This window comes from Pseudomonas sp. Root569 (assembly GCF_001427465.1).
Taxonomy (GTDB): Bacteria; Pseudomonadota; Gammaproteobacteria; order Pseudomonadales; family Pseudomonadaceae; genus Aquipseudomonas; species Aquipseudomonas synxantha.
In genome coordinates this window covers 333,989-353,214 of the sequence record NZ_LMGQ01000028.1, presented here as the reverse complement: position 1 = coordinate 353,214, position 19,226 = coordinate 333,989, and the positions used below count along the sequence as shown (strand labels likewise).

General features: G+C 59.2%; 18 protein-coding genes and 2 pseudogenes. 9 read left to right on the top strand and 11 right to left on the bottom strand.

Annotated elements, in window-relative coordinates; all coding sequences use genetic code 11:
* Positions 1-21: 21 nt before the first annotated feature.
* Positions 22-1,233 carry a multidrug effflux MFS transporter gene (locus ASD70_RS26605; protein WP_046068118.1) on the bottom strand — a complete coding sequence of 404 codons (1,212 nt, stop codon included), beginning with the start codon at positions 1,231-1,233 and terminating at the stop codon, positions 22-24.
* Positions 1,234-1,391: 158 nt separating this feature from the next.
* Between ASD70_RS26605 and ASD70_RS30100 the strand changes: the two are divergent.
* The 5 genes and pseudogenes from ASD70_RS30100 to ASD70_RS26585 all read left to right on the top strand — a co-directional run.
* Positions 1,392-2,147 (top strand): annotated as a pseudogene (locus tag ASD70_RS30100) (MCP four helix bundle domain-containing protein); the annotation flags it as partial.
* The gene (locus ASD70_RS30095) at positions 2,142-3,005 is read left to right on the top strand and encodes a methyl-accepting chemotaxis protein (protein WP_419178864.1); all 864 of its coding nucleotides are present in this window, start codon (positions 2,142-2,144) and stop codon (positions 3,003-3,005) included. The pseudogene ASD70_RS30100 and the gene ASD70_RS30095, both read left to right, overlap by 6 nt.
* 241 nt (positions 3,006-3,246) lie before the next feature.
* Positions 3,247-4,167 carry a ribokinase gene (gene rbsK / locus ASD70_RS26595; protein ID WP_046068120.1) on the top strand — a complete coding sequence of 307 codons (921 nt, stop codon included), beginning with the start codon at positions 3,247-3,249 and terminating at the stop codon, positions 4,165-4,167.
* A 27-nt stretch (positions 4,168-4,194) separates the two neighbouring features.
* Positions 4,195-5,526 carry an L-fucose:H+ symporter permease gene (gene fucP / locus ASD70_RS26590; RefSeq protein WP_056847877.1) on the top strand — a complete coding sequence of 444 codons (1,332 nt, stop codon included), beginning with the start codon at positions 4,195-4,197 and terminating at the stop codon, positions 5,524-5,526.
* Entirely contained in the window at positions 5,523-6,569 is a 1,047-nt protein-coding gene (locus ASD70_RS26585; protein ID WP_046068122.1) for an aldose 1-epimerase family protein, read from the top strand. The genes fucP and ASD70_RS26585 overlap by 4 nt, the downstream gene beginning before the upstream one ends.
* Here ASD70_RS26585 and deoR read toward each other — a convergent pair.
* Entirely contained in the window at positions 6,566-7,324 is a 759-nt protein-coding gene (deoR, locus tag ASD70_RS26580) for a DNA-binding transcriptional repressor DeoR (RefSeq protein ID WP_056847876.1), read from the bottom strand. The genes ASD70_RS26585 and deoR overlap by 4 nt on opposite strands.
* 128 nt (positions 7,325-7,452) lie before the next feature.
* Here deoR and deoC point away from each other — a divergent pair, with 128 nt between their 5' ends.
* Positions 7,453-8,136 carry a deoxyribose-phosphate aldolase gene (gene deoC / locus ASD70_RS26575; protein ID WP_046068124.1) on the top strand — a complete coding sequence of 228 codons (684 nt, stop codon included), beginning with the start codon at positions 7,453-7,455 and terminating at the stop codon, positions 8,134-8,136.
* A gap of 197 nt (positions 8,137-8,333) precedes the next feature.
* Entirely contained in the window at positions 8,334-8,780 is a 447-nt protein-coding gene (locus ASD70_RS26570; protein WP_236708747.1) for a hypothetical protein, read from the top strand.
* A gap of 606 nt (positions 8,781-9,386) precedes the next feature.
* On the opposite strand, the gene ASD70_RS26565 is transcribed toward ASD70_RS26570, so the two are convergent.
* The 3 genes from ASD70_RS26565 to ASD70_RS26555 are packed head-to-tail and all read right to left on the bottom strand — an operon-like array spanning position 9,387 to position 11,874.
* Positions 9,387-9,818 carry a DUF1810 domain-containing protein gene (locus ASD70_RS26565; RefSeq protein ID WP_056847875.1) on the bottom strand — a complete coding sequence of 144 codons (432 nt, stop codon included), beginning with the start codon at positions 9,816-9,818 and terminating at the stop codon, positions 9,387-9,389.
* An 11-nt stretch (positions 9,819-9,829) separates the two neighbouring features.
* Entirely contained in the window at positions 9,830-11,137 is a 1,308-nt protein-coding gene (locus tag ASD70_RS26560) for an ATP-binding protein (RefSeq protein ID WP_056847874.1), read from the bottom strand.
* The gene (locus ASD70_RS26555; RefSeq protein ID WP_046068138.1) at positions 11,134-11,874 is read right to left on the bottom strand and encodes a response regulator; all 741 of its coding nucleotides are present in this window, start codon (positions 11,872-11,874) and stop codon (positions 11,134-11,136) included. Before ASD70_RS26555 ends, ASD70_RS26560 begins: the two co-directional genes overlap by 4 nt.
* Before the next feature lie 305 nt (positions 11,875-12,179).
* Here ASD70_RS26555 and ASD70_RS26550 point away from each other — a divergent pair, with 305 nt between their 5' ends.
* Positions 12,180-12,440 carry a DUF2790 domain-containing protein gene (locus tag ASD70_RS26550; protein WP_046068139.1) on the top strand — a complete coding sequence of 87 codons (261 nt, stop codon included), beginning with the start codon at positions 12,180-12,182 and terminating at the stop codon, positions 12,438-12,440.
* A 30-nt stretch (positions 12,441-12,470) separates the two neighbouring features.
* Positions 12,471-13,682, top strand: coding sequence for a cytochrome c biogenesis protein DipZ (locus ASD70_RS26545; RefSeq protein WP_046068140.1), 1,212 nt, complete (start codon positions 12,471-12,473; stop codon positions 13,680-13,682).
* Positions 13,683-13,782: 100 nt separating this feature from the next.
* Here ASD70_RS26545 and ASD70_RS26540 read toward each other — a convergent pair whose 3' ends face one another.
* The 6 genes and pseudogenes from ASD70_RS26540 to ASD70_RS26520 form a co-directional block, all read right to left on the bottom strand.
* Positions 13,783-15,201, bottom strand: a complete 1,419-nt coding sequence (locus tag ASD70_RS26540) for an aldehyde dehydrogenase family protein (protein WP_056847873.1) — start codon at positions 15,199-15,201, stop codon at positions 13,783-13,785.
* 17 nt (positions 15,202-15,218) lie between these two features.
* Positions 15,219-15,365, bottom strand: a pseudogene (locus ASD70_RS29690) (creatininase family protein); the annotation flags it as partial.
* A 6-nt stretch (positions 15,366-15,371) separates the two neighbouring features.
* A complete protein-coding gene (locus ASD70_RS26535; RefSeq protein ID WP_056847872.1) occupies positions 15,372-16,148 on the bottom strand; it encodes an alpha/beta fold hydrolase in 777 nt (258 codons plus the stop codon).
* Positions 16,149-16,173: 25 nt separating this feature from the next.
* Positions 16,174-16,683 carry a cytochrome P460 family protein gene (locus tag ASD70_RS26530; protein WP_056847871.1) on the bottom strand — a complete coding sequence of 170 codons (510 nt, stop codon included), beginning with the start codon at positions 16,681-16,683 and terminating at the stop codon, positions 16,174-16,176.
* A 26-nt stretch (positions 16,684-16,709) separates the two neighbouring features.
* Positions 16,710-17,783 (bottom strand): alpha/beta fold hydrolase, encoded by a 1,074-nt coding sequence (locus ASD70_RS26525; protein WP_056847870.1) that lies wholly within the window; start codon positions 17,781-17,783, stop codon positions 16,710-16,712.
* A 62-nt stretch (positions 17,784-17,845) separates the two neighbouring features.
* Positions 17,846-19,213 carry an epoxide hydrolase family protein gene (locus tag ASD70_RS26520; protein WP_056847869.1) on the bottom strand — a complete coding sequence of 456 codons (1,368 nt, stop codon included), beginning with the start codon at positions 19,211-19,213 and terminating at the stop codon, positions 17,846-17,848.
* Between the last annotated feature and the right edge of the window lie 13 nt (positions 19,214-19,226).

The window sequence follows — 19,226 nt, the reverse complement described above, 5'->3', positions numbered from 1 at the left end:
ACGAATGGTTTACGCCTTGCCTCAGGAGGAGGGCGGGACGCTGGAGGCCAGATGTGCCGGCAAACGGCGCAAGGTCCACAGCGTGGTAAGCATTGCGGCGAGCGCACACAACGCGATGCCAATCAACATCGGCGCCGGGGTATGGTCGGCGAATATCCCCACCAGGGTCATCGCTACGGCGGCAGTGACCATCTGGATGGCGCCCAGCAGCGCCGATGCAGAACCTGCCACTGCGCCATGATCTTCCAGCGACAGCACCCCAGCCGCCGGTAGCAGCAGGCCGAGGCAGCCAAACCCGGTAAACAGCAGCGCCATCATCAAGACCAGGCTGTCACCCCATAGCGTGGTGGCCGCCAGCAGGGCCATGACCGCGGCTACGCCCATTACCGACCAGCGGATCAGTGGCGCCAGGCCGAAACGCGCGCTCAGGCGTGCGGTCAGCTGGCTCATGGCGAAGAATGAAGCCGCGTTAAGGGCAAAGCACAGGCTGAACTGCGTCGGAGTCAGGCCGAAATACTCGATGTACACGAAGGGCGCACTGCCGATAAAGACGAAAAAGGTAGCGAGGCCGAAACCGCAGACCACCGACAACCCTGTGAATACCGGATCGCGCAGCAGCGCTCCGTAGCTGCCAAATGCATTGCCCAGGGTCTTGCCCAGGCGACGCTCGGCTGGATGGGTTTCCGGCAGTTGCACGATGGTCATCACCAGGCACAGCACTGCCACCACCGCCAGCACCGCAAACACTTCGCGCCAGCTCCAGATCGAAATCACCAGGCTACCGGCCAAGGGCGCGAGGATCGGCGAAACACTCATCACCAGCATCAGCAAGGCCATCAGCCGCGCGGCTTCATGGCCGGTGTACAGGTCGCGAACAATCGCCCGCGGGATCACCATTCCCGCGCAGGCACCGAATGCTTGCACAGCACGAAAGCCGATCAGCATTTCGATGGTCGGCGCCAGGGCGCAGCCGATACTGCCGATGGTAAAAATCACCAGCCCCACGTAGATCGGCAACTTGCGCCCGAACACATCGCTGATCGGGCCGTAGAACAGCTGGCACACGCCGATGATCATGAAAAACACCGTCAGGCTCATTTGCACGGCGGCCGGCGAGGCCTGGAGGCTGGCGCCGAGGGTCGGCAGGGCAGGCAGGTAGATGTCGATGGCAAACGGGCCAACAGCGGTGATCAAGCCCAGCAGCAGGGCGAGGTGGGCAATACTTCGAGACATGGGTAGATCCGGGGCGCAGCAAAGGTCGGTTAGCTTAAGGGATCGGTGCAAATCCGCAAACTTAGGCTTCACTAACCAGAGACTCTGGCCGATAACGGTAGCAGGGGCGGTCAAGCGGTTGGGTTCCCAACCGGCAGTCCAGGTACGGGGATACGAGCATGACGATCAAATTGCGCTTGATGTTGTTGATTGCGACCGGATTGCTCACTGCGTTGGTCATGAGCGTGGCCGGTTACCTGGGAAATAACCGGATGGGGGCAGCGGTAGAGGACAATGAAGTCAGCATGACTGTGCTGCGCAATCACATGGAAGCCGACATGATGCACGATGCCCTGCGCGCCGATGTGTTGTCGGCCATGCTGGTGGGCCTGGGGAAAAGCACCAGCACCAGGGATGAGGTCAACACTTCGCTGAAGGAGCACGCCGAGCACTTTCGCCAGGTGCTCGGAGACAACCTCAAGCTGCCGGTGGAAGACACGATCAAGGACAGCCTGGAAAAAATCAAACCCAGTCTGGACACCTACATCAGCGCCGGCGAGCGCATCGTCGCTTTGGCGCTGGATAACCCCGAAGCCGCGCGGGGGCAATTGAATGCCTTTCATACCGCCTTCAGCCAGTTGGAAGATCAGATGGCTGCCCTGAGCGAACTGATCGAAGGCCATACGCAAAAAACCAGTGCCGGCACGCAACATACCATCAGCACCGCTAACTTCACCCTCGGCGCGGTATTGATTGCCAGTCTGGTGTTGCTGTTGGGCCAGGGCCGCTGGGTGACCATGAGCATCATGGGACCACTGCAAACCGCCAGCCGCATCGCCGCGAGCATCGCCCGGGGCAACCTGAGCGAGCCGATTGTGGAGCCGCGTCGCCAGGATGAAGCCGGTTTGTTGATCAGCAGTCTGGCCACCATGCAGCGCGACCTGCGCGGCATGATCGAGGTGGTGCGCAGCAACGCCCATGGCGTCAATGGCATGAGCGAGCGCCTTAGCCAAGGTTGCCATGAAGTGGCCGACAGCAGCCAGCAACAAAGTAGCGCTGCCAGCACCATGGCGGCAGCCGCAAGTGAAATGACCGCCAGCATCGAGGAAATCACTCGCCACGCCGGGCGCGCCCTGGACATGGCCAACCAGGCTGAAAATTTGGCCAAGGACGGTGGCCGTGTCATTCACCAGGTGGTCAAGGATATGGACGGCATCGCCCGTTCAGCGCAGCAGTCGGCCCAGGTCATCCGCACGCTGGATAAGGAGTCCGAGGCCATCTACAGCATTATCCAGGTGATCAAAGGCATTGCTGACCAGACCAACCTGCTTGCCTTGAACGCTGCGATCGAAGCGGCCCGTGCGGGCGAGCAAGGGCGCGGTTTTGCCGTGGTGGCCGACGAGGTGCGCAGCCTGGCGGGACGCACCAGCGCATCGACCCAGGAAATTGCCAGCATGGTCGGGCGTATTCAGCAAAACACTCGCGAGGCGGTGACCAGCATGGAGGAGGGCGTCTCCCAGGTGGACAAAGGCATGGCCGTGACCGCTGAGGTGGAGCGAGCTATCCGCGACATTCTTCAGGCCACCTTGAATACCACCGAGTTGGTTAACGATATTTCGCGCACCATCAGTGAGCAGAGCCTGGCCAGCAACGAAATCGCCCATCAGGTGGAAATGATTGCCGGCATGTCGCAAAACAACAGCCGCGTTATTGGTGAAACCGCCTCGACCACCGATGAATTGGCCGGTTTGGCGAGCAAATTGTCGCAGTCCGTGGATCGGTTCAGCCTGTAGCGCAGACGTTTTTTGGCCGGCTCCTTGTGGGCCGGTTTTTTTTTGCGTGAATGCCATCCTTCAGCAACGGCTCAAGGCCGCGTACCGGCGCATGATACCCGGCCCTTTCCCGTGCCTATTCGTATGATGCGTTGAATCGTGCCCACAAAAAAAGATTGAATATTCACACCTAATGTTATTTAAATAACAAAACAAGAGCGACGTGACCTGCCTGGTCGTGCTGCAACAAGGTGGAATAGCAATGAGCAAGATCGCAGTCATCGGCAGCAACATGGTGGATTTGATTACCTATATCGACCGTATGCCGGCCCAGGGCGAAACCCTGGAGGCGCCTGGCTTTGCCATGGGTTGCGGCGGCAAAGGGGCCAACCAGGCAGTGGCGGCCGCCAAGCTTGGGGCTGATGTCCTGATGCTGAGCAAGGTCGGCGACGACATGTTTGCCGACAACACAGTGGCCAACTTCCAGCGCTTTGGCATCGACACCCGTTATGTGCAGCGCGTGCCTGGCGTTTCCAGTGGCGTCGCGCCGATTTTTGTCCGGGCCGATTCCCATAACAGTATCTTGATCGTCAAGGGCGCCAATGCGCATTTGCTGCCGGTGGACATCGAGGCGGCGGCCGCCGACCTGCGTGACTGCACGCTGATCGTGCTGCAACTGGAGATCAATCTGGAGACGGTCTACCACGCCATCGAATTCGCTCACCGACAGGGTATCGCGGTGCTCCTCAACCCCGCACCGGCCCTGGCCGGCTTGAGCCGTGAGCACCTGGCGCACCTTGACTTCCTGATCCCCAACGAATCGGAACTGGCGTTGATCACAGGCGAAGTCGTGGACTCGCCGGAATCGGCCCGAACCGCTGCCCGCGGCCTGGTGACCAGCGGTATCCGTCACGTGATCGTTACCCTCGGCGAGCACGGTGCGCTGTACGTGGGGGAGGAGGGGGAGTTCCAGGTGCCGGGGGTACGGGTTGACGCCCGTGACACCACCGGTGCCGGCGATGCCTTTATCGGTTGCTTTATTCACCACTGGAACCGCGACCGCCATATTCGTCAGGCCATGGAGCAGGCGGTGGCGTATTCCGCGTGCTCGGTCATGGGGCTGGGGACGCAGAGTTCCTATCCCGACAGCGAAACGTTCGATCGCTTTAAGCAACAGCGCTGACACCTTCACCCAGCCCGGAGAACAATAATGAACAAACCTGCGCTGCGACAGACCCCCGATGGTTTCTACCTGAACCGCACGCCCTGGTTCGCCTTTATCCTGCTGTGCAGCATCTTTGCACTGTGGGCCGCCGCGGCGAGCATGAACGATGTGCTGATCGCCCACTTCAAGAAAGCGTTTTTGCTGAGTGATTTCCAGACGGCCTTTGTGCAGTCGGCGTTTTACCTGGGCTACTTTTTTGTGGCGATTCCGGCTGCGATGGTGGTCCGTCGTTTCAGCTACAAGAGCACGATTCTGGTGGGGCTGCTGCTGTACATGCTGGGTTGCTTGTTGTTTTTCCCGGCCGCGTCCACGGCCAAGTACGGCATGTTCCTGCTGGCGCTGTTTGTGATCGCCGCCGGCCTGTCGTTCCTGGAAACCGCCTGCAATACCTACTCGACACTGATGGGGCCCCGGGAAACCGGGACCCGGCGCTTGAATATCTCGCAGACCTTTCACCCGTTCGGCGCCATGGCCGGGGTGTATGTGGGCAGTTTCGTGATGTTCAAGGACACCGACGCCACCACTGAACAACTGGCTCAGATGAGCGCTTCCGAGGCAGCGGTGCAGCAATTGCAGATGATCCAGTCCACGTTGTTGCCCTATAAGTGGATGATTGCGGTGCTGGTGCTGATGTTTATCCTTGTCGCGATTACCCGGTTCCCCGCGTGCAAAGGCAATAAGCCTGCCGACAGCAAGCCGGGCAGCGTGCGTCAAAGCCTGGGGCGGCTGTGGCGTAACCCGCGCTTTACCTTTGGCGTATTGGCGCAGTTTCTTTATGTGGGGGCGCAGGTCGGGGTATGGAGCTTCACCATCCGGCTGGCCATGCAGATGGGCGGTATGAATGAACGCAGCGCTTCATGGTTTCTGCTGACCACCTTTGCCGCCTACTTTGTCGGCAAGTTGATCGCCAACCTGTTGATGCGGCGCCTGCATCCCGCCAAGGTCCTCGCGATCTACGGGGTGCTGTGTATCGTGCTGCTGGCCTACACCATTCTGGTGCCGAACATTTCGGCGGTATATGCAGCGGTCGGCGTGAGTATTTTCCTGGGTCCTTGCTGGCCAACCATCTACGGCCTGACCATCGACGGCCTGGGTGAAGACACCGGCGTCGGCGGTTCATTGCTGGTGATGAGCATTGTCGGCGGCGGGGTGATCCCGATCTTCCAGGGCCTGTTGTCTGACGCCAGCGGCGGCAACATGCAACTGGCTTACAGCGTGCCGTTGCTGTGCTTCATTGTGATCGTGATGTATGCACTCAAGTGCATGCGCCAACCCGGCGCCTTACCGGTGGGCGCGACCGGGGCGGTGGCCTCATGAAGACACGTATCGCGTTGTACCCTGCGGTGTTTGGCGAGCAGGAGAAAGTCCTGCTGCAATCGTCGGCCTTCAAGGTCAGTGCCTGGACTTACCCGTCTGGTGTACTGGCCGTAAGCCTGGAGAATAGCCGTGGCCGATTGGTGATACTGCCTTATCAGGGGCAGATGATCTGGTCAGCCGTGTTCGACGGTTGCGACTTGACCATGAGCAATCTGTTTGAGCAACCCCGGCCCAGCCCGACGATCATCGAGACCTACGGCTGCTTCATGTTTCACAGTGGCCTGCTGCGCAACGGCTGCCCGGCGCCGGATGACACGCATGCCTTGCACGGCGAAATGCCCTGCGCGCCCATGGACACGGCCTGGCTGGAGGTGGACGAGGGCGTTGTGCGCCTGGGAGGCTCGTATGAATATGCCAAGGGGTTCGGCGATCGCTATCGGGCGAGTCCCAGCGTGACACTGCGCGCCGATTCGGCCCTGTTCGATATCGACATGCAGGTAACGAACCTGGCCGGCAAGCCCATGGACCTGATGTATATGGCCCACATGAACTATGCGTATGTGGACGGCGCGCGGTTTGTCGAGCCATTGGGCATGCAGCGCCAGCGTTTGCGCACCAGCGTGCCGGACCATGTCAAGCCGACGCCGGCATGGAGCGCCTACATGGCGCAGCTGGCCGAGCAGCCTGCGCAATTGGCCTGCCTTGAACAGCCGGCCTTGTACGACCCGGAGATCGTGTTTTTCTTCGACGACGTTGGCACCGACGCCACGGGCCAGGCGCACTTTCTGCTGGATCATCCCAGCGGTGCGGCGTTCTACACCCGCTACCGTCCCGAACAGTTTGCCCACGCTGCCCGCTGGATCCTGCACACGCCGGATCAGCAAGTGGCGGCATTCGTGTTGCCGTCCACCTGCGAACCCGAGGGCTATAACGCCGAGAAAGCCAAAGGCCACGTACGCATGCTGGCGGCTGGAACCAGCGCTTCGTTCAGTGTCAGCACCGGTTATTTGAGTGCACAGGAACGGCAACGGTTGCTGGGTTAAACCAGCAACTGCGCGCCATTGGCCTGGATGACGTCCTTATAGCTGCGGGGGATTTTCTTGTCGCTGACCACGTACTGAAAGTCTTCCAGGGCGGCGAAGTGCGCGGTGCGCACCGTGTCGAACTTACTGAAATCGGCAAGCAATACGCGTTGCTGAGCCTGGCGCATGACCTTCTGCTTGACCTCGACTTCATTGAAGTTGAAGCACGTTACGCCAAACGCCTGGCTGACGCCGGCGGCAGTCACAAAGGCCCACGTCAGGCGCACGCTGTCGAGGATGCTGCTCTCGGCGTTGCTTTCGAAAACCTGGTTCTTGCGGTGAAAGGTGCCACCGCACAACACGATGTGGCAATTGGGCTTGTTCTGCAGTTTGAGCAGCACGTTCAAGGAACTGCACACCGCAGTGAACTCCAGCGCATCAGGGATGAAATCAACCACAAAAGGCGAGGTGGTGCCACAGTCGAAAAATACCGTATCACCGGCCTGGATCAACGCGGCGGCGAGTTTGCCGATGCGGCGTTTTTCCTCGACGTGGCGGGTGTCCTGCTCGGCCACCCGGTAATCGCCGCTCTCATTGCCGATGCGGGTGATATAGCCACCCAGCAGCCGCAGGTGATCGCTGAAGTGGTTGAGATCGCGGCGCAGGGTCATCTCGGAAACGTCCAGCAGTGCAGCCATTTCCTTCAGATGAATGGCGTTCTGGTCTTGCAAGGCTTGTTGGATAAGCTTCAATCGCTCGGCTTTTCTACTGTCCACGAGTCTTCCAGGGCTTGATTGTTAGTGTTAAATAAGTAACATTATTTGTTATTATTGTAACTAATTAACGTGAGCGCTGTGACAAGCGCCTCACAATCATTGGCAACATACAGGCAAGGGCCCATTAAATGAACAGTCTCCCACCCGCCGCATTGGCCAAATACATCGATCACACCTTGCTGGCGCCCGACGCCTCCCGTGCACAGATCCGCACCTTGTGCGAGGAAGCCCGCGAGCATGGCTTTTATTCGGTGTGCCTCAATTCCGCACAGGTGCCTTATGCCGCTTCGTGCCTGACCGACGACAGGGTGGTGATTTGCGCCGTGGTCGGCTTTCCACTGGGCGCCGGCCTGAGTGACACCAAGGCTTACGAAGCCCAACAGGCGATTGCCGCCGGGGCAGGGGAGATCGATATGGTGCTCAATATCGGCTGGTTGAAGGACGGGCTGCTGGACGCCGTGCGCGAAGACATCGCCTTGGTCCAACAGGCCTGCGGCGCCGTGCCGTTGAAGGTCATCCTGGAAACCTGCCTGCTTGATGACAAGCAGAAGGTCCAGGCCTGCGAAATCTGCCGTGACCTGGGTGTGGCCTTCGTCAAGACGTCCACCGGGTTCAGCCGAAGCGGGGCTACGGTCGAAGATGTGGCACTGATGCGCAGAACTGTGGGTGCCAGGGTTGGGGTAAAGGCATCCGGTGGCGTGCGCGATTATCCAACGGCGTTGAAGATGATTGAAGCCGGCGCGACACGTTTGGGCAGCAGCTCTGGGATTGCGATTGTGGGTGGGGCGATGACGGCGGTGAGTGGTTATTGAGGTTTTTTGTCAGCGCGGTAAAGCTGTATATATAACTCTACTAAATATTCATTTAGTTTAGTTATATATATTGGTTATATGGCAAGGGCAGAGCTAGCTCATCCTTTACGCTAGTGTGGGTACATGCACGATACTTAACATTTGAGCATCATAAAGGGACGGTCTCTATGCGGGGAAGGCTTACGTCAGGTCTATGGGTGGCATGTCTCCTGACCAGTGCCACGGCGCTGGCGGATGAACTGCCGCGTAGCGAGCAGGTAAAAGCTTTCCGCGCTGCTGGATTTAACCAAGAGGCGTCGGAGTGCGAAGTCGAGACAACGGGTAGCTACACGCCGGCAACCATGGAGTTGATTGAGGACCTGAACGGTGACGGTCGGCCGGATGCGTTGATTACCGAAGGCAGCACTGACTGTTATGGGCAAGCAGGTACCGGATTTTATCTAGTCAGCCAGCAGCCTGACGGTGGCTGGAAACTCATGCTCAAAGAAATCGGCGTCGCTGAGTTTCTCCCTGGCAAAGGCAGTAATGGTTGGCCTGATGTCGAAGTCGGCGGCCCGGGTTCTTGTTTCCCAGTACTGCGTTATGACGGACAACGTTATCGATTTCACCACAGCGTTGGTGAACGGTGTGCTGACTCGCCGTAAACGTCCGATGGCCCAAGGGTCAATCGGAGGCAGGTCAGTGAGGGCGACGATGGCTGCTTTTGAATCTGGGGCGCGGTGATCGTCGCATTAGTGAAATGCGACGAACAGAGCCCCTGAAGGACAATCCCAATGGTTCGCATAATGTATATTATGTTAAATTTGATATTATGAAGGAAGCCTGTCACTCGCCCCCTAATATTTCTGTAAGGTTCTGCAATTCAATGGATCATCAGTGATGCGTCACAATTGATTGCCGATACTGGTCACGGCGCGAATGCTGCTGTCCGAAGACCGCACTCGGCTCGTCATTGAAGCCCAGGATAAAGGCGTACGCAGCGGGCCTTGAGCGCGCGCCTTTTGAGAGCGCGGAGAAACAACGCGAAGGGAATCAAGAGCAGGCGGGTTCAATCACAACCGGCTGAGCTGAGTCGGTCCAGCATGATATTGCGGGAGCTGTCGAAGAAGGTATTCGATCAGGCTGCCCGAATCTCATTGAATTACCGATCACGCCCTGCAGCTGGCGCAACTCACCACCCTCCTCCTTGAGCCGCTCCAGATACACATCAACGTTCAGCAATTGATAAGGATCCTCCCAAGGTTTAGCACTCACGCCGATTGCCCAAGCAAGAGCAGCGTCTTGCGGTCCGGCTCACCCGAATAAAACTGCTCGAGCGCCTGCTGATACACAGCGGGGCCGGACGGGACACTCTTGAACAGCGTAAGGCAGGAGCGAAATTTCAGGTCATCGGGCGAGCCGAATATCTGCTCGGCACTCACCCCTCGATGCTGCAAAACGGCCGCGACACACGCCTCCAGTCGTGGCCCCAGCAACTCATGCTGGAGGTAGGCACGAGCCTCGGCAAGACAGGAAATCGCGAAGCGTCCGGCCATATCGGAGCGACCCAGCCCCTGCAATTGCGGGAAGACGAACCACATCCAATGGCTCGTCTTGCGGCCCGCGCGCAGCTCGTCCATGACTCGACTGAACACCGGGCGCTGAGCCTCGACGAAACGGGACAGATTGAACGTATCCTGCATGATTCGTGCTCCTACGATAAGCGCGTCGGTAATCTCAGTTCAGCGCACAGTCCGCCGCCTTCGCGATTTCTCAAGGTCAGGGAGCCGCCGAGGGCTTGTGCCAGTTGCTGGGCGATAGCCAGGCCCAGGCCCGTGCCGCCGGTGCTGCGGTTGCGCGAATTTTCCACGCGGTAAAATGGCTCAACCACACGGGCCAGCTCCTCTTCGGCGATGCCGGGACCACGATCCATCACGGTCACCGAGAGGCTGTCGCCGTCCTTCGATTCGACCCGCAGCTGCGCTGCACCGGCGAATTTGAGCGCGTTATCCGTGAGGTTTACCAGCACTCGGCGCAGCGCGTGGGGCCGCGTGTGAATCACTGCGGCGCTTTTGCCGCTGAGCTGCACGTCCTTGCCCATGTCCTGGTAGTCGAACACGAGGCTGTCGAGGAATGAATCAAGATCGGTACGGCGGCTTTCTTCGGTGGCACCATGCACGCTGCGGGCATAGGCAACGCCTTCACGCACCAGATGCTCCATCTCGCCGAGGTCATTCCACAATTTGTCTTTGTCGCCGCAGTCGTCCATCAATTCGGCACGCAGTTTCATGCGCGTGATCGGGGTTTGCAGGTCGTGGGAAATCGCCGCCAGCAGTTGCATGCGCTCTTTCAGATAGGCAGCAATGCGCGCCTGCATGGCATTGAAGGCGATGGCAGCGTGTGCGACTTCGGTCGGGCCTTGTTCATCCAGATGCACCGGGTGAGTATTGGGATCGAGGTTTTCCACGGCCTGGGCCAGGCGGGTCAGCGGGCGTATGGCAATGCGCACGGCCAGCCACGCGCACAGAATCATCAAGGCCAACTGGCCCAGCAAAACCACCGGCAGCCACGGCGACAACGGCACCATTGAGGGGCGCACGTCGATGGTCACGGGGCTGCCGTCAGCCAGTTTCAGATGGACCTGGAAGTGTTTGATAGGCCCGGGAATGTCTGTCACGGTCATCGGGTAATCCTTGCCGATGGCCTCCTTGATCGAGGTCACTGCAATCGGCGTGTCACGCAGGGCGGCGCCTGGCGAGCCTTCATCGAGCAGATAGCGGTAATTGCGTCGATCCAGTTGTTTCAACCAACTCATGCGTTCCTCGGCGGGCAAGCGGTCGAGGATGGCAATGGACGTCGACACATCGGTTTCCAGATTACCGAGCATGGTGTTTTTCGCGGTTTCGTAACGCTCGTAATACTGCACGCCGAAGGACAAGGCCTGCGCCAGGGTCAGCCCTACCAGAAAGATCAGCGACAGCCGCGAGACGAGGGTACGAGGCCAATGCAGCGAAGGCTTCATGCCGGTGCTCCAAGCACTTGCACCGGCAGCGAGAAGACATACCCTTCGCTGCGCACGGTTTTGATGTAAGCCGGCTCGCGGGCATCGTCAAGCAGGCGTTGGCGCAGGCGGCTGACCAGCAGATCAATGGAACGGTCGAACAGGTCGGCGTCACGGCCCTGGGTCAGGTTGAGCAACTGGTCGCGATTGAGTACCCGTTGCGGATGGTCGAGGAACACCCGCAGCAGGCGATATTCAGCGCCGCTGAGGGCGACCATGGTGCCGTTTTCATCAAGCAGATGGCGGGCGGATGTGTCCAGGCGCCAGCGCCCGAACTCCAGCAACCTTCCGGTTTCGGTAACGACCAGGTTGGGCGGCAGCATGCGCGTACGGCGCAGCACAGCGTTGATGCGCGCCAGCAATTCACGGGCGGCGAACGGCTTGACCAGGTAATCGTCGGCGCCCATTTCCAAGCCGATGATGCGATCGGTTTCGTCGTTGCGGGCGGTTAGCATCAGCACCGGCGTGGCCTTGTGTTTACCGGCGCGAATGTCGCGGCAGAGCACCAGGCCATCGTCGCCTGGCATCATGATGTCCAGCACGATCAGGTCAACCGGCGTGGACTCGAGAAACGAGCGCATCTGGCGGCCATCCGCAACCACGGTAGTGCGCAGGCCGTTCTTCTTCAGGTAGTTGCCTACCATCTCTCGAATCTCACGGTCATCGTCCACGATGAGGATGTGATCAACGTGTTCCATGGGCCAAGCCTCTGTCAATGGGAATTGCGGCTCAGTCTATAGAGACTGAGTCCGTTCGCCCGCGGCGGTTTGTATTGCAGTGTATCTGCTCTGGCGAAGGATACATGCAGAGGCAAAAACAACAATTTCCGGGGGGGTTGTATGGCCGTGTATCAGGACGGGGTCCTGATACGAATCGAGTTATCCGCGCCTGTTTTTGACACAGACGAGATACCTCACGGGCTTCTAATGAGCCACATCGAGGCCAACCCAAGCGCCTCGGCTCAACTGAACCACCCAACCATCGAAGCCTTGAGAAAACGACCATGAACACCAATACCCTCTATGCCGCTTGCCTGTTTGCCGCCCTGAATATCTGCACCTTCTCGGCCCGCGCCGAAGCCGACGTCACGCCGCAAACCTACACCTACGGCACGCACCTGGACATCCAGAAAGTGCTGGCAATGACACAGGATGCCGGGGCTTCCTGCGGCATCGTCGATGCCCAACTGACCTACCTGAATTCGCAGGGCAAGACCGAGACCCTGAACTACCGCAAATTTGCCGATTGCCACAGCGATAACTGAGTTCGGCCCACATTTCATCAGGTGACCCTTATGTTCCTCATCGCATTCCTGGGCGGCTTATTGACCGTCCTCAGCCCTTGTATCCTGCCGGTCGTGCCATTTCTGTTCGCCGGTATCGACCGCACACGCTCATCGATCCTGCTCACCCTTGGCGGCATGGTCCTGACCTTCGCGCTGATTTCCAGTCTGGCCGTGGTCAGCAGTGAATGGGTGATTCAGGCCAACAACACCGGGCGACATGTGGCACTGGTGGTGATGGCGCTGTTTGCCTTGTCGCTGATCTCGGCGCGAATCAGCGGCTGGCTGGCCAGCCCGTTCGTGTTACTGGGCAATCGCCTCGACCCCCAGACGCGCAAAATGTCCGGGCCGCTGGGTTCGCTGATGATCGGCGTCGCCACCGGCCTGCTCTGGGCGCCGTGCGCCGGGCCTATCCTCGGGGTGATCCTTACCGGCGCCATGCTGCAAGGCGCCAATGCGCAAACCAGCCTGCTGCTGGCAGCCTACGGCCTGGGCAGTGCACTGTCGTTGGGTACGCTGATTTTCGCCGGACGCGGTTTAGTCAATCGCCTGAAGGCCTCGATTCCGGTCACCGGCTGGCTGCGTCGCGCCACCGGTTTTGCGGTCCTGGCCGCAGCGCTGATGATTTCTACCGGTGCCGACAAGACGCTGTTGGCCGGGGCGTCGTCCGAAGGCGTCAGCGTGCTGGAAAAAGGCGTGCTGGAACGCGTCCCCAAAGTCGTCGAATACCTGGTAAGCAAGGCCAAGGCCGAGCCCACCCTCGACAACGCCCAAGGCCCGATGCCGTCGCTGGCCGGCGCGGTGGAATGGCTCAATTCGCCCGCACTGACCAGTGAGTCGCTCAGAGGCAAAGTGGTGCTCGTCGATTTCTGGACTTACGACTGCATCAATTGCCAGCACGCCCTGCCGTATGTGAAGGACTGGGCGCAGAAATACGAGAAGGATGGCTTGGTGGTAATCGGCGTCCACACTCCGGAATACGGCTTTGAACGGATCATCAGCAATGTCAGGGATGAGGTGAAAAAGCTCGGCATCACTTACCCGGTGGCCATCGATAACAACTACGCGATCTGGCGCAACTTCGATAACCAGTACTGGCCTGCGCACTACCTGATCGACGCCAAAGGGCAAGTGCGTTTCACCCACTTCGGAGAAGGTGGCTACAAGACGCAGGAAAAGATGATTCAGCAACTGCTGCAGGAGGCGAAAGCTGCAGCCGCGTAACCCTTAAAGAAACAATGGCCCACAGGCAACGCGCCGTGGGCCATTGGCTTTTTCTCCTGGGGCCTGGGTTGCGCGACCACAATCTGCCGCTCACACCAGGTTAATCGGACACGATGCTTTTGGCCTCAAGAAATGCTTCCAGCCCAAAGACTCCAAACTCCCGGCCGACACCGGACTGCTTTACCCCGCCGAACGGCGCCAGCAGCTCTGGCGAAATTCTGTTGATCAACACCGAGCCGGCCTGCAGCTGGTTCGCCAGGCGTTGGGCACGTTCCGGTTGCCGGGAAAACACATAAGCCTGCAAGCCGTAGATACTGGCATTGGCAATGGCGACCGCTTGTTCTTGCGAGTCATACGCCATGATCGATAGCACCGGGCCGAATATCTCCGCTTGCGCGATGTCCATGTCACTGCTGACGTCGGCAAAGACCGTAGGCCTGACGAAATAGCCCTTATCCAAGCCGGTCGGTCTGCCCTCCCCGCCGATAATCAACGTCGCGCCTTGCGCCTGCCCGCGGCGGATGAAAGCTTGTACGCGGTCGAATTGGGTGCGATTGACCAGCGGCCCGAGAGCAGTGGCCGGATCCTGCGGATTGCCGACGACCATCGCTCCAACAAGGCTTTTGACGCGGTTGATAATGTCTTCGGCGTGCGTGCGTGGCACCAGCAGACGTGTGCCGGCGACACATGCCTGACCGTTGTTCATGAACGCAGCACTCAGAGCCAGGGGAATGGCGATGTCGAGATCGGCGTCATCCAGGATGATAGAGGCCGACTTCCCCGTGAGCGACAGACTCACTCGCTTCATGGTCTCGATTGCGGCGTATGCAATGAGCTTTCCGGTGGCGGTAGACCCGGTGAATGAAATTTTCGCAATGAGTGGGCTGGCGCTTATTTCATCACCCACATCACTACCGCGGCCCAACAGAATGTTGAAAACCCCTTTGGGCAACGCTGCGCGATGCAACGCTTGGGCGAGCACGGTGGTCTGCAAGGGGCTCAACTCGCTCGGTTTGATGACCGAGGCACAGCCAGCCGCAATGGCCGATGCCAGTTTGCTGCATATCGTCCCGGCGGTGCTGTTCCAGGGGGCAAACAGCGCCGCGACTCCGACCGGCTCCATCACCACGGTCGCGTCACCGACCGTACGACTCAGGTCGAAGTGTTTCAACACCTGCGCCGCATTGGTAAATGACTGCGAAGCGTAGCGACTGACCCATTGCGCACGGGCAAACGGCGCACCGTACTCTTGGATGGCGGTATCGCGAATTTCATTCGTGCTCGCCAGCACGGCAGTCTGCAACTGCTCGAGCATGTCGATACGCTCGGCCTTGGAGGTGCGGCTCATCGCGACTTGAGCACGCGAAGCCGCCGCGATAGCGCGCCTGGCATCTTCACGATCAGCCAGGGTGAGCGTACCAATGACCTCCTCGGTAGCCGGATTGATGCATTGCACCGTTTCATTGCCCTGAACGGGAACGAATGCTCCATCAATGTAACTGTGATTGATCTTCCACATCGTGGCGTACCTGATTATGGGCCCCAGTTGGCGGTCTGTGGCGAGTAGTCAACCGACTTGATAGCGTGCGGATAGGCCCGCTAAGTCACGGCAATTTCCCAAGGCGTTGCATGAGTGCCGTGTCCTGTCGGAAACTGGTCCTTCGCCAGATCATTGATACCCTCAGCGTGTTACTTCGCCGTGGCGGCTTTTTCGATCAGGCGAGCGACCGGTTCCGGGTTTGAAACCATCACGACATGTGACGCGCCCTCGACCACTTCCACGGCTTTGGCAGCGGCGCGCTTGGCCATGAATGCCATGGCTTGCGGGGGAATGTTCTTGTCCTTGTCGCCGTAGATGTACCAGGACGGAATATGTTTCCAGGCGGGGCTGCCGGACGCTTCGTTGAGCGCCGCTTCCGTTACCGGACGTTGGGTGGTGGCCATCAATGCCGCCTCTTTCGCGGGGACATCAGCGGCGAACTGGTTGTGAAATTTGTCCTGCTGGATGTACAAATCCTTGCCCCCATCGGCCAGCGGTACAGGCGCAGCCAGCGTTGGGCCCAGCGTGCTGCCCGGGAATTTGCCGGCCAGCCCGGCGACGGTTTCCCCGGCCTCAGGTGCAAACGCACTGACGTAAACCAGGGCTTTGACGTTGACATGATCGTTGGCCGCATCGCTGATAACGGTGCCGCCATAGGAATGGCCGACCAACACCACCGGCGAATGAATGCTCGTCAGCAATGCCGAGATTGCCGAACCATCGCTCTTTACACCGCGCAATGGGTTGGCAGCAGCAACCACCGGGTAACCGTCCTTCTCAAGAATCTTCACGACGCCATTCCAACTCGACGCATCGGCAAACGCGCCATGCACGAGCACAATCGTGGCTTTTTCAGTTTGCGACCAAGCGTGTGTCGCCATGCTCAAGCTGACGGCGACGGCCAGTGCGGTTAATACTTTTTTCATTGTTAACTCCGGGGTTGACGGGAAATCAGGGAGCGAAGCGAGTGAAGACAAAGTCGTGATTACGCACTCGCGCCTGGTGACAGGCGAAGCAGGTTTCGTGTTGGGCTTCATCGGCCGGTTTACCGTTGATAAACCGCCCGAATCCCCAACCACCGGTTGCTGCATATTTTTTCGAGTCCTTGACCATCACCTGCGCGGTCGTGGCCGACCCCGGGATAGACGCCGGCTCGAATTCCGGGGACTGCACATGTTTCCAGGCCAGCTTTACCAGCACCGTGCCATCGGGGAATGGCAGCGTTGAGTCCTGATAAGCCTTGATGGCCAAGTCATTGCCCAGCACGGCTCGCAGTTCATTCAGGGGTGCTGCTTCCTGCGCTGGCGCAATCAGCGGCCATAGGCGGTAGTTTTCAGGCAATTTCACGCCATAGATCGGTGAGGCGTCGCCAGTACTGGCGTCGCCCGAGGCAACACCGGTAGCGGTCAACGCTGCGATTGCAATGGCAGCCGGCATCGCGGCAAGAAATTTCAGCTTCATCATCGCTCTCCTCTCAGCCAGTTTTTTCAAAGATGATCGGCATCGATCACCGCCTGGGCGAAGGCTTTCGGCGCTTCCTGCGGCAAGTTGTGACCAACACCACCGGTGATCAATCGGTACTCATACTTGCCAGTGAAGCGCTTGGCGTACGCTTCGGCAGGTGGGTGCGGTGCGCCGTTCGCATCACCTTCCAGGGTGATGGTGGGCACGCTGATGGATGGAAATGCCGCGAGTTTCTTCTCCAGCGCGTCGTATCTGGCCTCGCCCTTGACCAACCCCAGGCGCCAGCGGTAGTTGAAAATCGACACGGCCACGTGATCAGGGTTTTGCAAGGACGCCGCGCTGCGCTCATAAGTGGCGTCGTCGAAATTCCACTGTGGCGACGCCAGCTTCCAGATGAGCTTGGCGAAGTCATGGGTGTTTTTCTCGTAGCCCAGGCGCCCGCGCTCGGTCGCGAAGTAGAACTGGTACCACCACTGCAGTTCGGCGGCTGGCGGCAATGGCGCCTTGCCCGCCTCTTGGCTGCCTATCAGGTAACCGCTCACAGCGACCAGGGCTTTGACTCTTTCCGGCCACAGTGCGGCAACGATATCTGCAGTGCGGGCGCCCCAGTCAAACCCACCCAGCACCGCCGTCTTGATCTTCAGCGCGTCCATGAAGTCGATCAGGTCGCTCGCCAGCGCAGCAGGTTGACCATTGCGAACTGTCTTGGCCGAGAGAAAATGCGTATCGCCATAACCGCGCGCAGAAGGGATCAACACTCGATATCCCTTGTCCGCCAAAGCAGGAGCGACATCAGCGTATGCGTTGATATCGTAGGGCCAGCCGTGCAACAAAATGACCACAGGGCCATCGGCTGGGCCGAGTTCCGCGTAAGAAACGTCCAGCAGCCCCGCTTTCACATGCTTAAGAGCACCGAGAGAGGTGTGAGCTCCCGGCGTGATCGCCCCAATGGTGGACGCGGGTACATCAGCCGCGCTGGCTTGGGAAAAACCGACAGCCACCGCTGCGAATTGCAGCACCGCTGCTGCCAACAGCGATGGGGCAAGACCCCGCAGGCGGCTGGATTTATTTTGGTTGTTCAGCAAGGTCATCTCCATGGTGTTTCTCCGTAGCGAGCCGCCGAATAGCGGCCCGGTGTGTTGACTCGATTGCGTGCGAGCTACTGGGCTGTCTTCGTTGCGCTCAGCTTGGCGCGAAGCGGCCGGAAGGCCTCCCGCAACTCCTCGCTGAACAATTGAGGTTGCTCCCAGGAAGCGAAGTGGCCGCCCTTGTTAACCTGGCTGTAGTAGGAAAGTGATGGGTAAGCGCGTTGCGCCCAGCTTTTTGGCGCCTGATAGATCTCGTGCGGGAAGACCGTGATCGCCACCGGCACCTTGATGCTTGCGGTGTTCTGCGCGGCAGCGCTGAAATTGTTGTTGTTGTTTTCCCAGTAGAAACGCGATGACGATGCGCCTGCGTTCGTCAGCCAGTACAGGCTGATATCGTCCAACATCTCGTCACGGGTCAATACCCGTTCAGGCTGACCATCACTGTCCGTCCACGCGGCGATTTTTTCGTACATCCACGCCGCAGTACCGGTAGGCGAATCGGCCAGCAGGTAACCGATAGTCTGCGGGCGCGTAACCATCATCGCGCCGTATGCTGCATTGCGGCCGAAGAAGGTGCTCAAGGAGTCAAACGCCTTGCGTTCAGGCTCAGTGAGCCCGACAGGGGCCGGGTCACCACTATTGATCGGCTTGACCAATTCGGGCGGGATGGTGGCCGGCATGTTCAAGTGAATGCCCAACAGACCCGGCGGATTCAGGCGGCCCAATGCATCCGATATCACTGAACCGTGATCTCCGCCCTGGGAAACATAGTGGGTATAACCCAGGCGCTTGATGAGCACATCCCAAGCCTTCGCGACTCGATCCGGCCCCCAGCCCAATTCAGTTGGCTTACCGGAAAAACCGTGTCCCGGAATCGATGGAATGATCACGTCGAACGAATCTTCAACTTTACCCCCGTAAGCAACGGGATCCGTCAGCGGGCCGATAGTTTTCAGGAACTCGAATTGTGAGCCAGGCCATCCGTGTGTCAGAAGCAGTGGCATCGCGTTGGGGTTTCGCGAGCGAACATGGATGAATTGAATATCGACGCCGTCGATAGTCGTGATGAATTCAGGCAGCGCATTGAGCTTTGCTTCGGCCTTGCGCCAGTCATAGCCGCTGCCCCAATACTTCACCAGCGCCTGGACCTGGGCCAACTGCACGCCTTGGGAAACGTCATTGACGGTCTCTTTGTCCGGCCAGCGGGTTGCCGCAATGCGCTTTTTCAGATCGGTCAATTGAGCTTCATCGACATGAATTCGATAAGGTCGGATCGATTCGGGATTGGTCGAGGCCGAGCTGGCAACTGACGCATCGGCGGCCGGGCCAGCAGCCCAGGCACCACCGCTGCCGGCTATCAGTGCCAACCCCAAAACGCCCATTCTCACGGAAGAAGCCTGACTATGGCGCCAGGTGAAACCGAACGTAGCTGCAGGCATTTTGAATTTCCTA

Bases quoted from the DNA above. Each gene is read 5' to 3' on its own strand.
- ASD70_RS26605 (WP_046068118.1), bottom strand. From the start codon at position 1,233: ATGTCTCGAAGTATTGCCCACCTCGCCCTGCTGCTGGGCTTGATCACC.
- ASD70_RS30095 (WP_419178864.1), top strand. From the start codon at position 2,142: ATGCAGCGCGACCTGCGCGGCATGATCGAGGTGGTGCGCAGCAACGCC.
- rbsK (WP_046068120.1), top strand. From the start codon at position 3,247: ATGAGCAAGATCGCAGTCATCGGCAGCAACATGGTGGATTTGATTACC.
- fucP (WP_056847877.1), top strand. From the start codon at position 4,195: ATGAACAAACCTGCGCTGCGACAGACCCCCGATGGTTTCTACCTGAAC.
- ASD70_RS26585 (WP_046068122.1), top strand. From the start codon at position 5,523: ATGAAGACACGTATCGCGTTGTACCCTGCGGTGTTTGGCGAGCAGGAG.
- deoC (WP_046068124.1), top strand. From the start codon at position 7,453: ATGAACAGTCTCCCACCCGCCGCATTGGCCAAATACATCGATCACACC.
- ASD70_RS26565 (WP_056847875.1), bottom strand. From the start codon at position 9,818: ATGCAGGATACGTTCAATCTGTCCCGTTTCGTCGAGGCTCAGCGCCCG.
- ASD70_RS26560 (WP_056847874.1), bottom strand. From the start codon at position 11,137: ATGAAGCCTTCGCTGCATTGGCCTCGTACCCTCGTCTCGCGGCTGTCG.
- ASD70_RS26555 (WP_046068138.1), bottom strand. From the start codon at position 11,874: ATGGAACACGTTGATCACATCCTCATCGTGGACGATGACCGTGAGATT.
- ASD70_RS26550 (WP_046068139.1), top strand. From the start codon at position 12,180: ATGAACACCAATACCCTCTATGCCGCTTGCCTGTTTGCCGCCCTGAAT.
- ASD70_RS26545 (WP_046068140.1), top strand. From the start codon at position 12,471: ATGTTCCTCATCGCATTCCTGGGCGGCTTATTGACCGTCCTCAGCCCT.
- ASD70_RS26540 (WP_056847873.1), bottom strand. From the start codon at position 15,201: ATGTGGAAGATCAATCACAGTTACATTGATGGAGCATTCGTTCCCGTT.
- ASD70_RS26535 (WP_056847872.1), bottom strand. From the start codon at position 16,148: ATGAAAAAAGTATTAACCGCACTGGCCGTCGCCGTCAGCTTGAGCATG.
- ASD70_RS26530 (WP_056847871.1), bottom strand. From the start codon at position 16,683: ATGAAGCTGAAATTTCTTGCCGCGATGCCGGCTGCCATTGCAATCGCA.
- ASD70_RS26525 (WP_056847870.1), bottom strand. From the start codon at position 17,783: ATGGAGATGACCTTGCTGAACAACCAAAATAAATCCAGCCGCCTGCGG.
- ASD70_RS26520 (WP_056847869.1), bottom strand. From the start codon at position 19,213: ATGCCTGCAGCTACGTTCGGTTTCACCTGGCGCCATAGTCAGGCTTCT.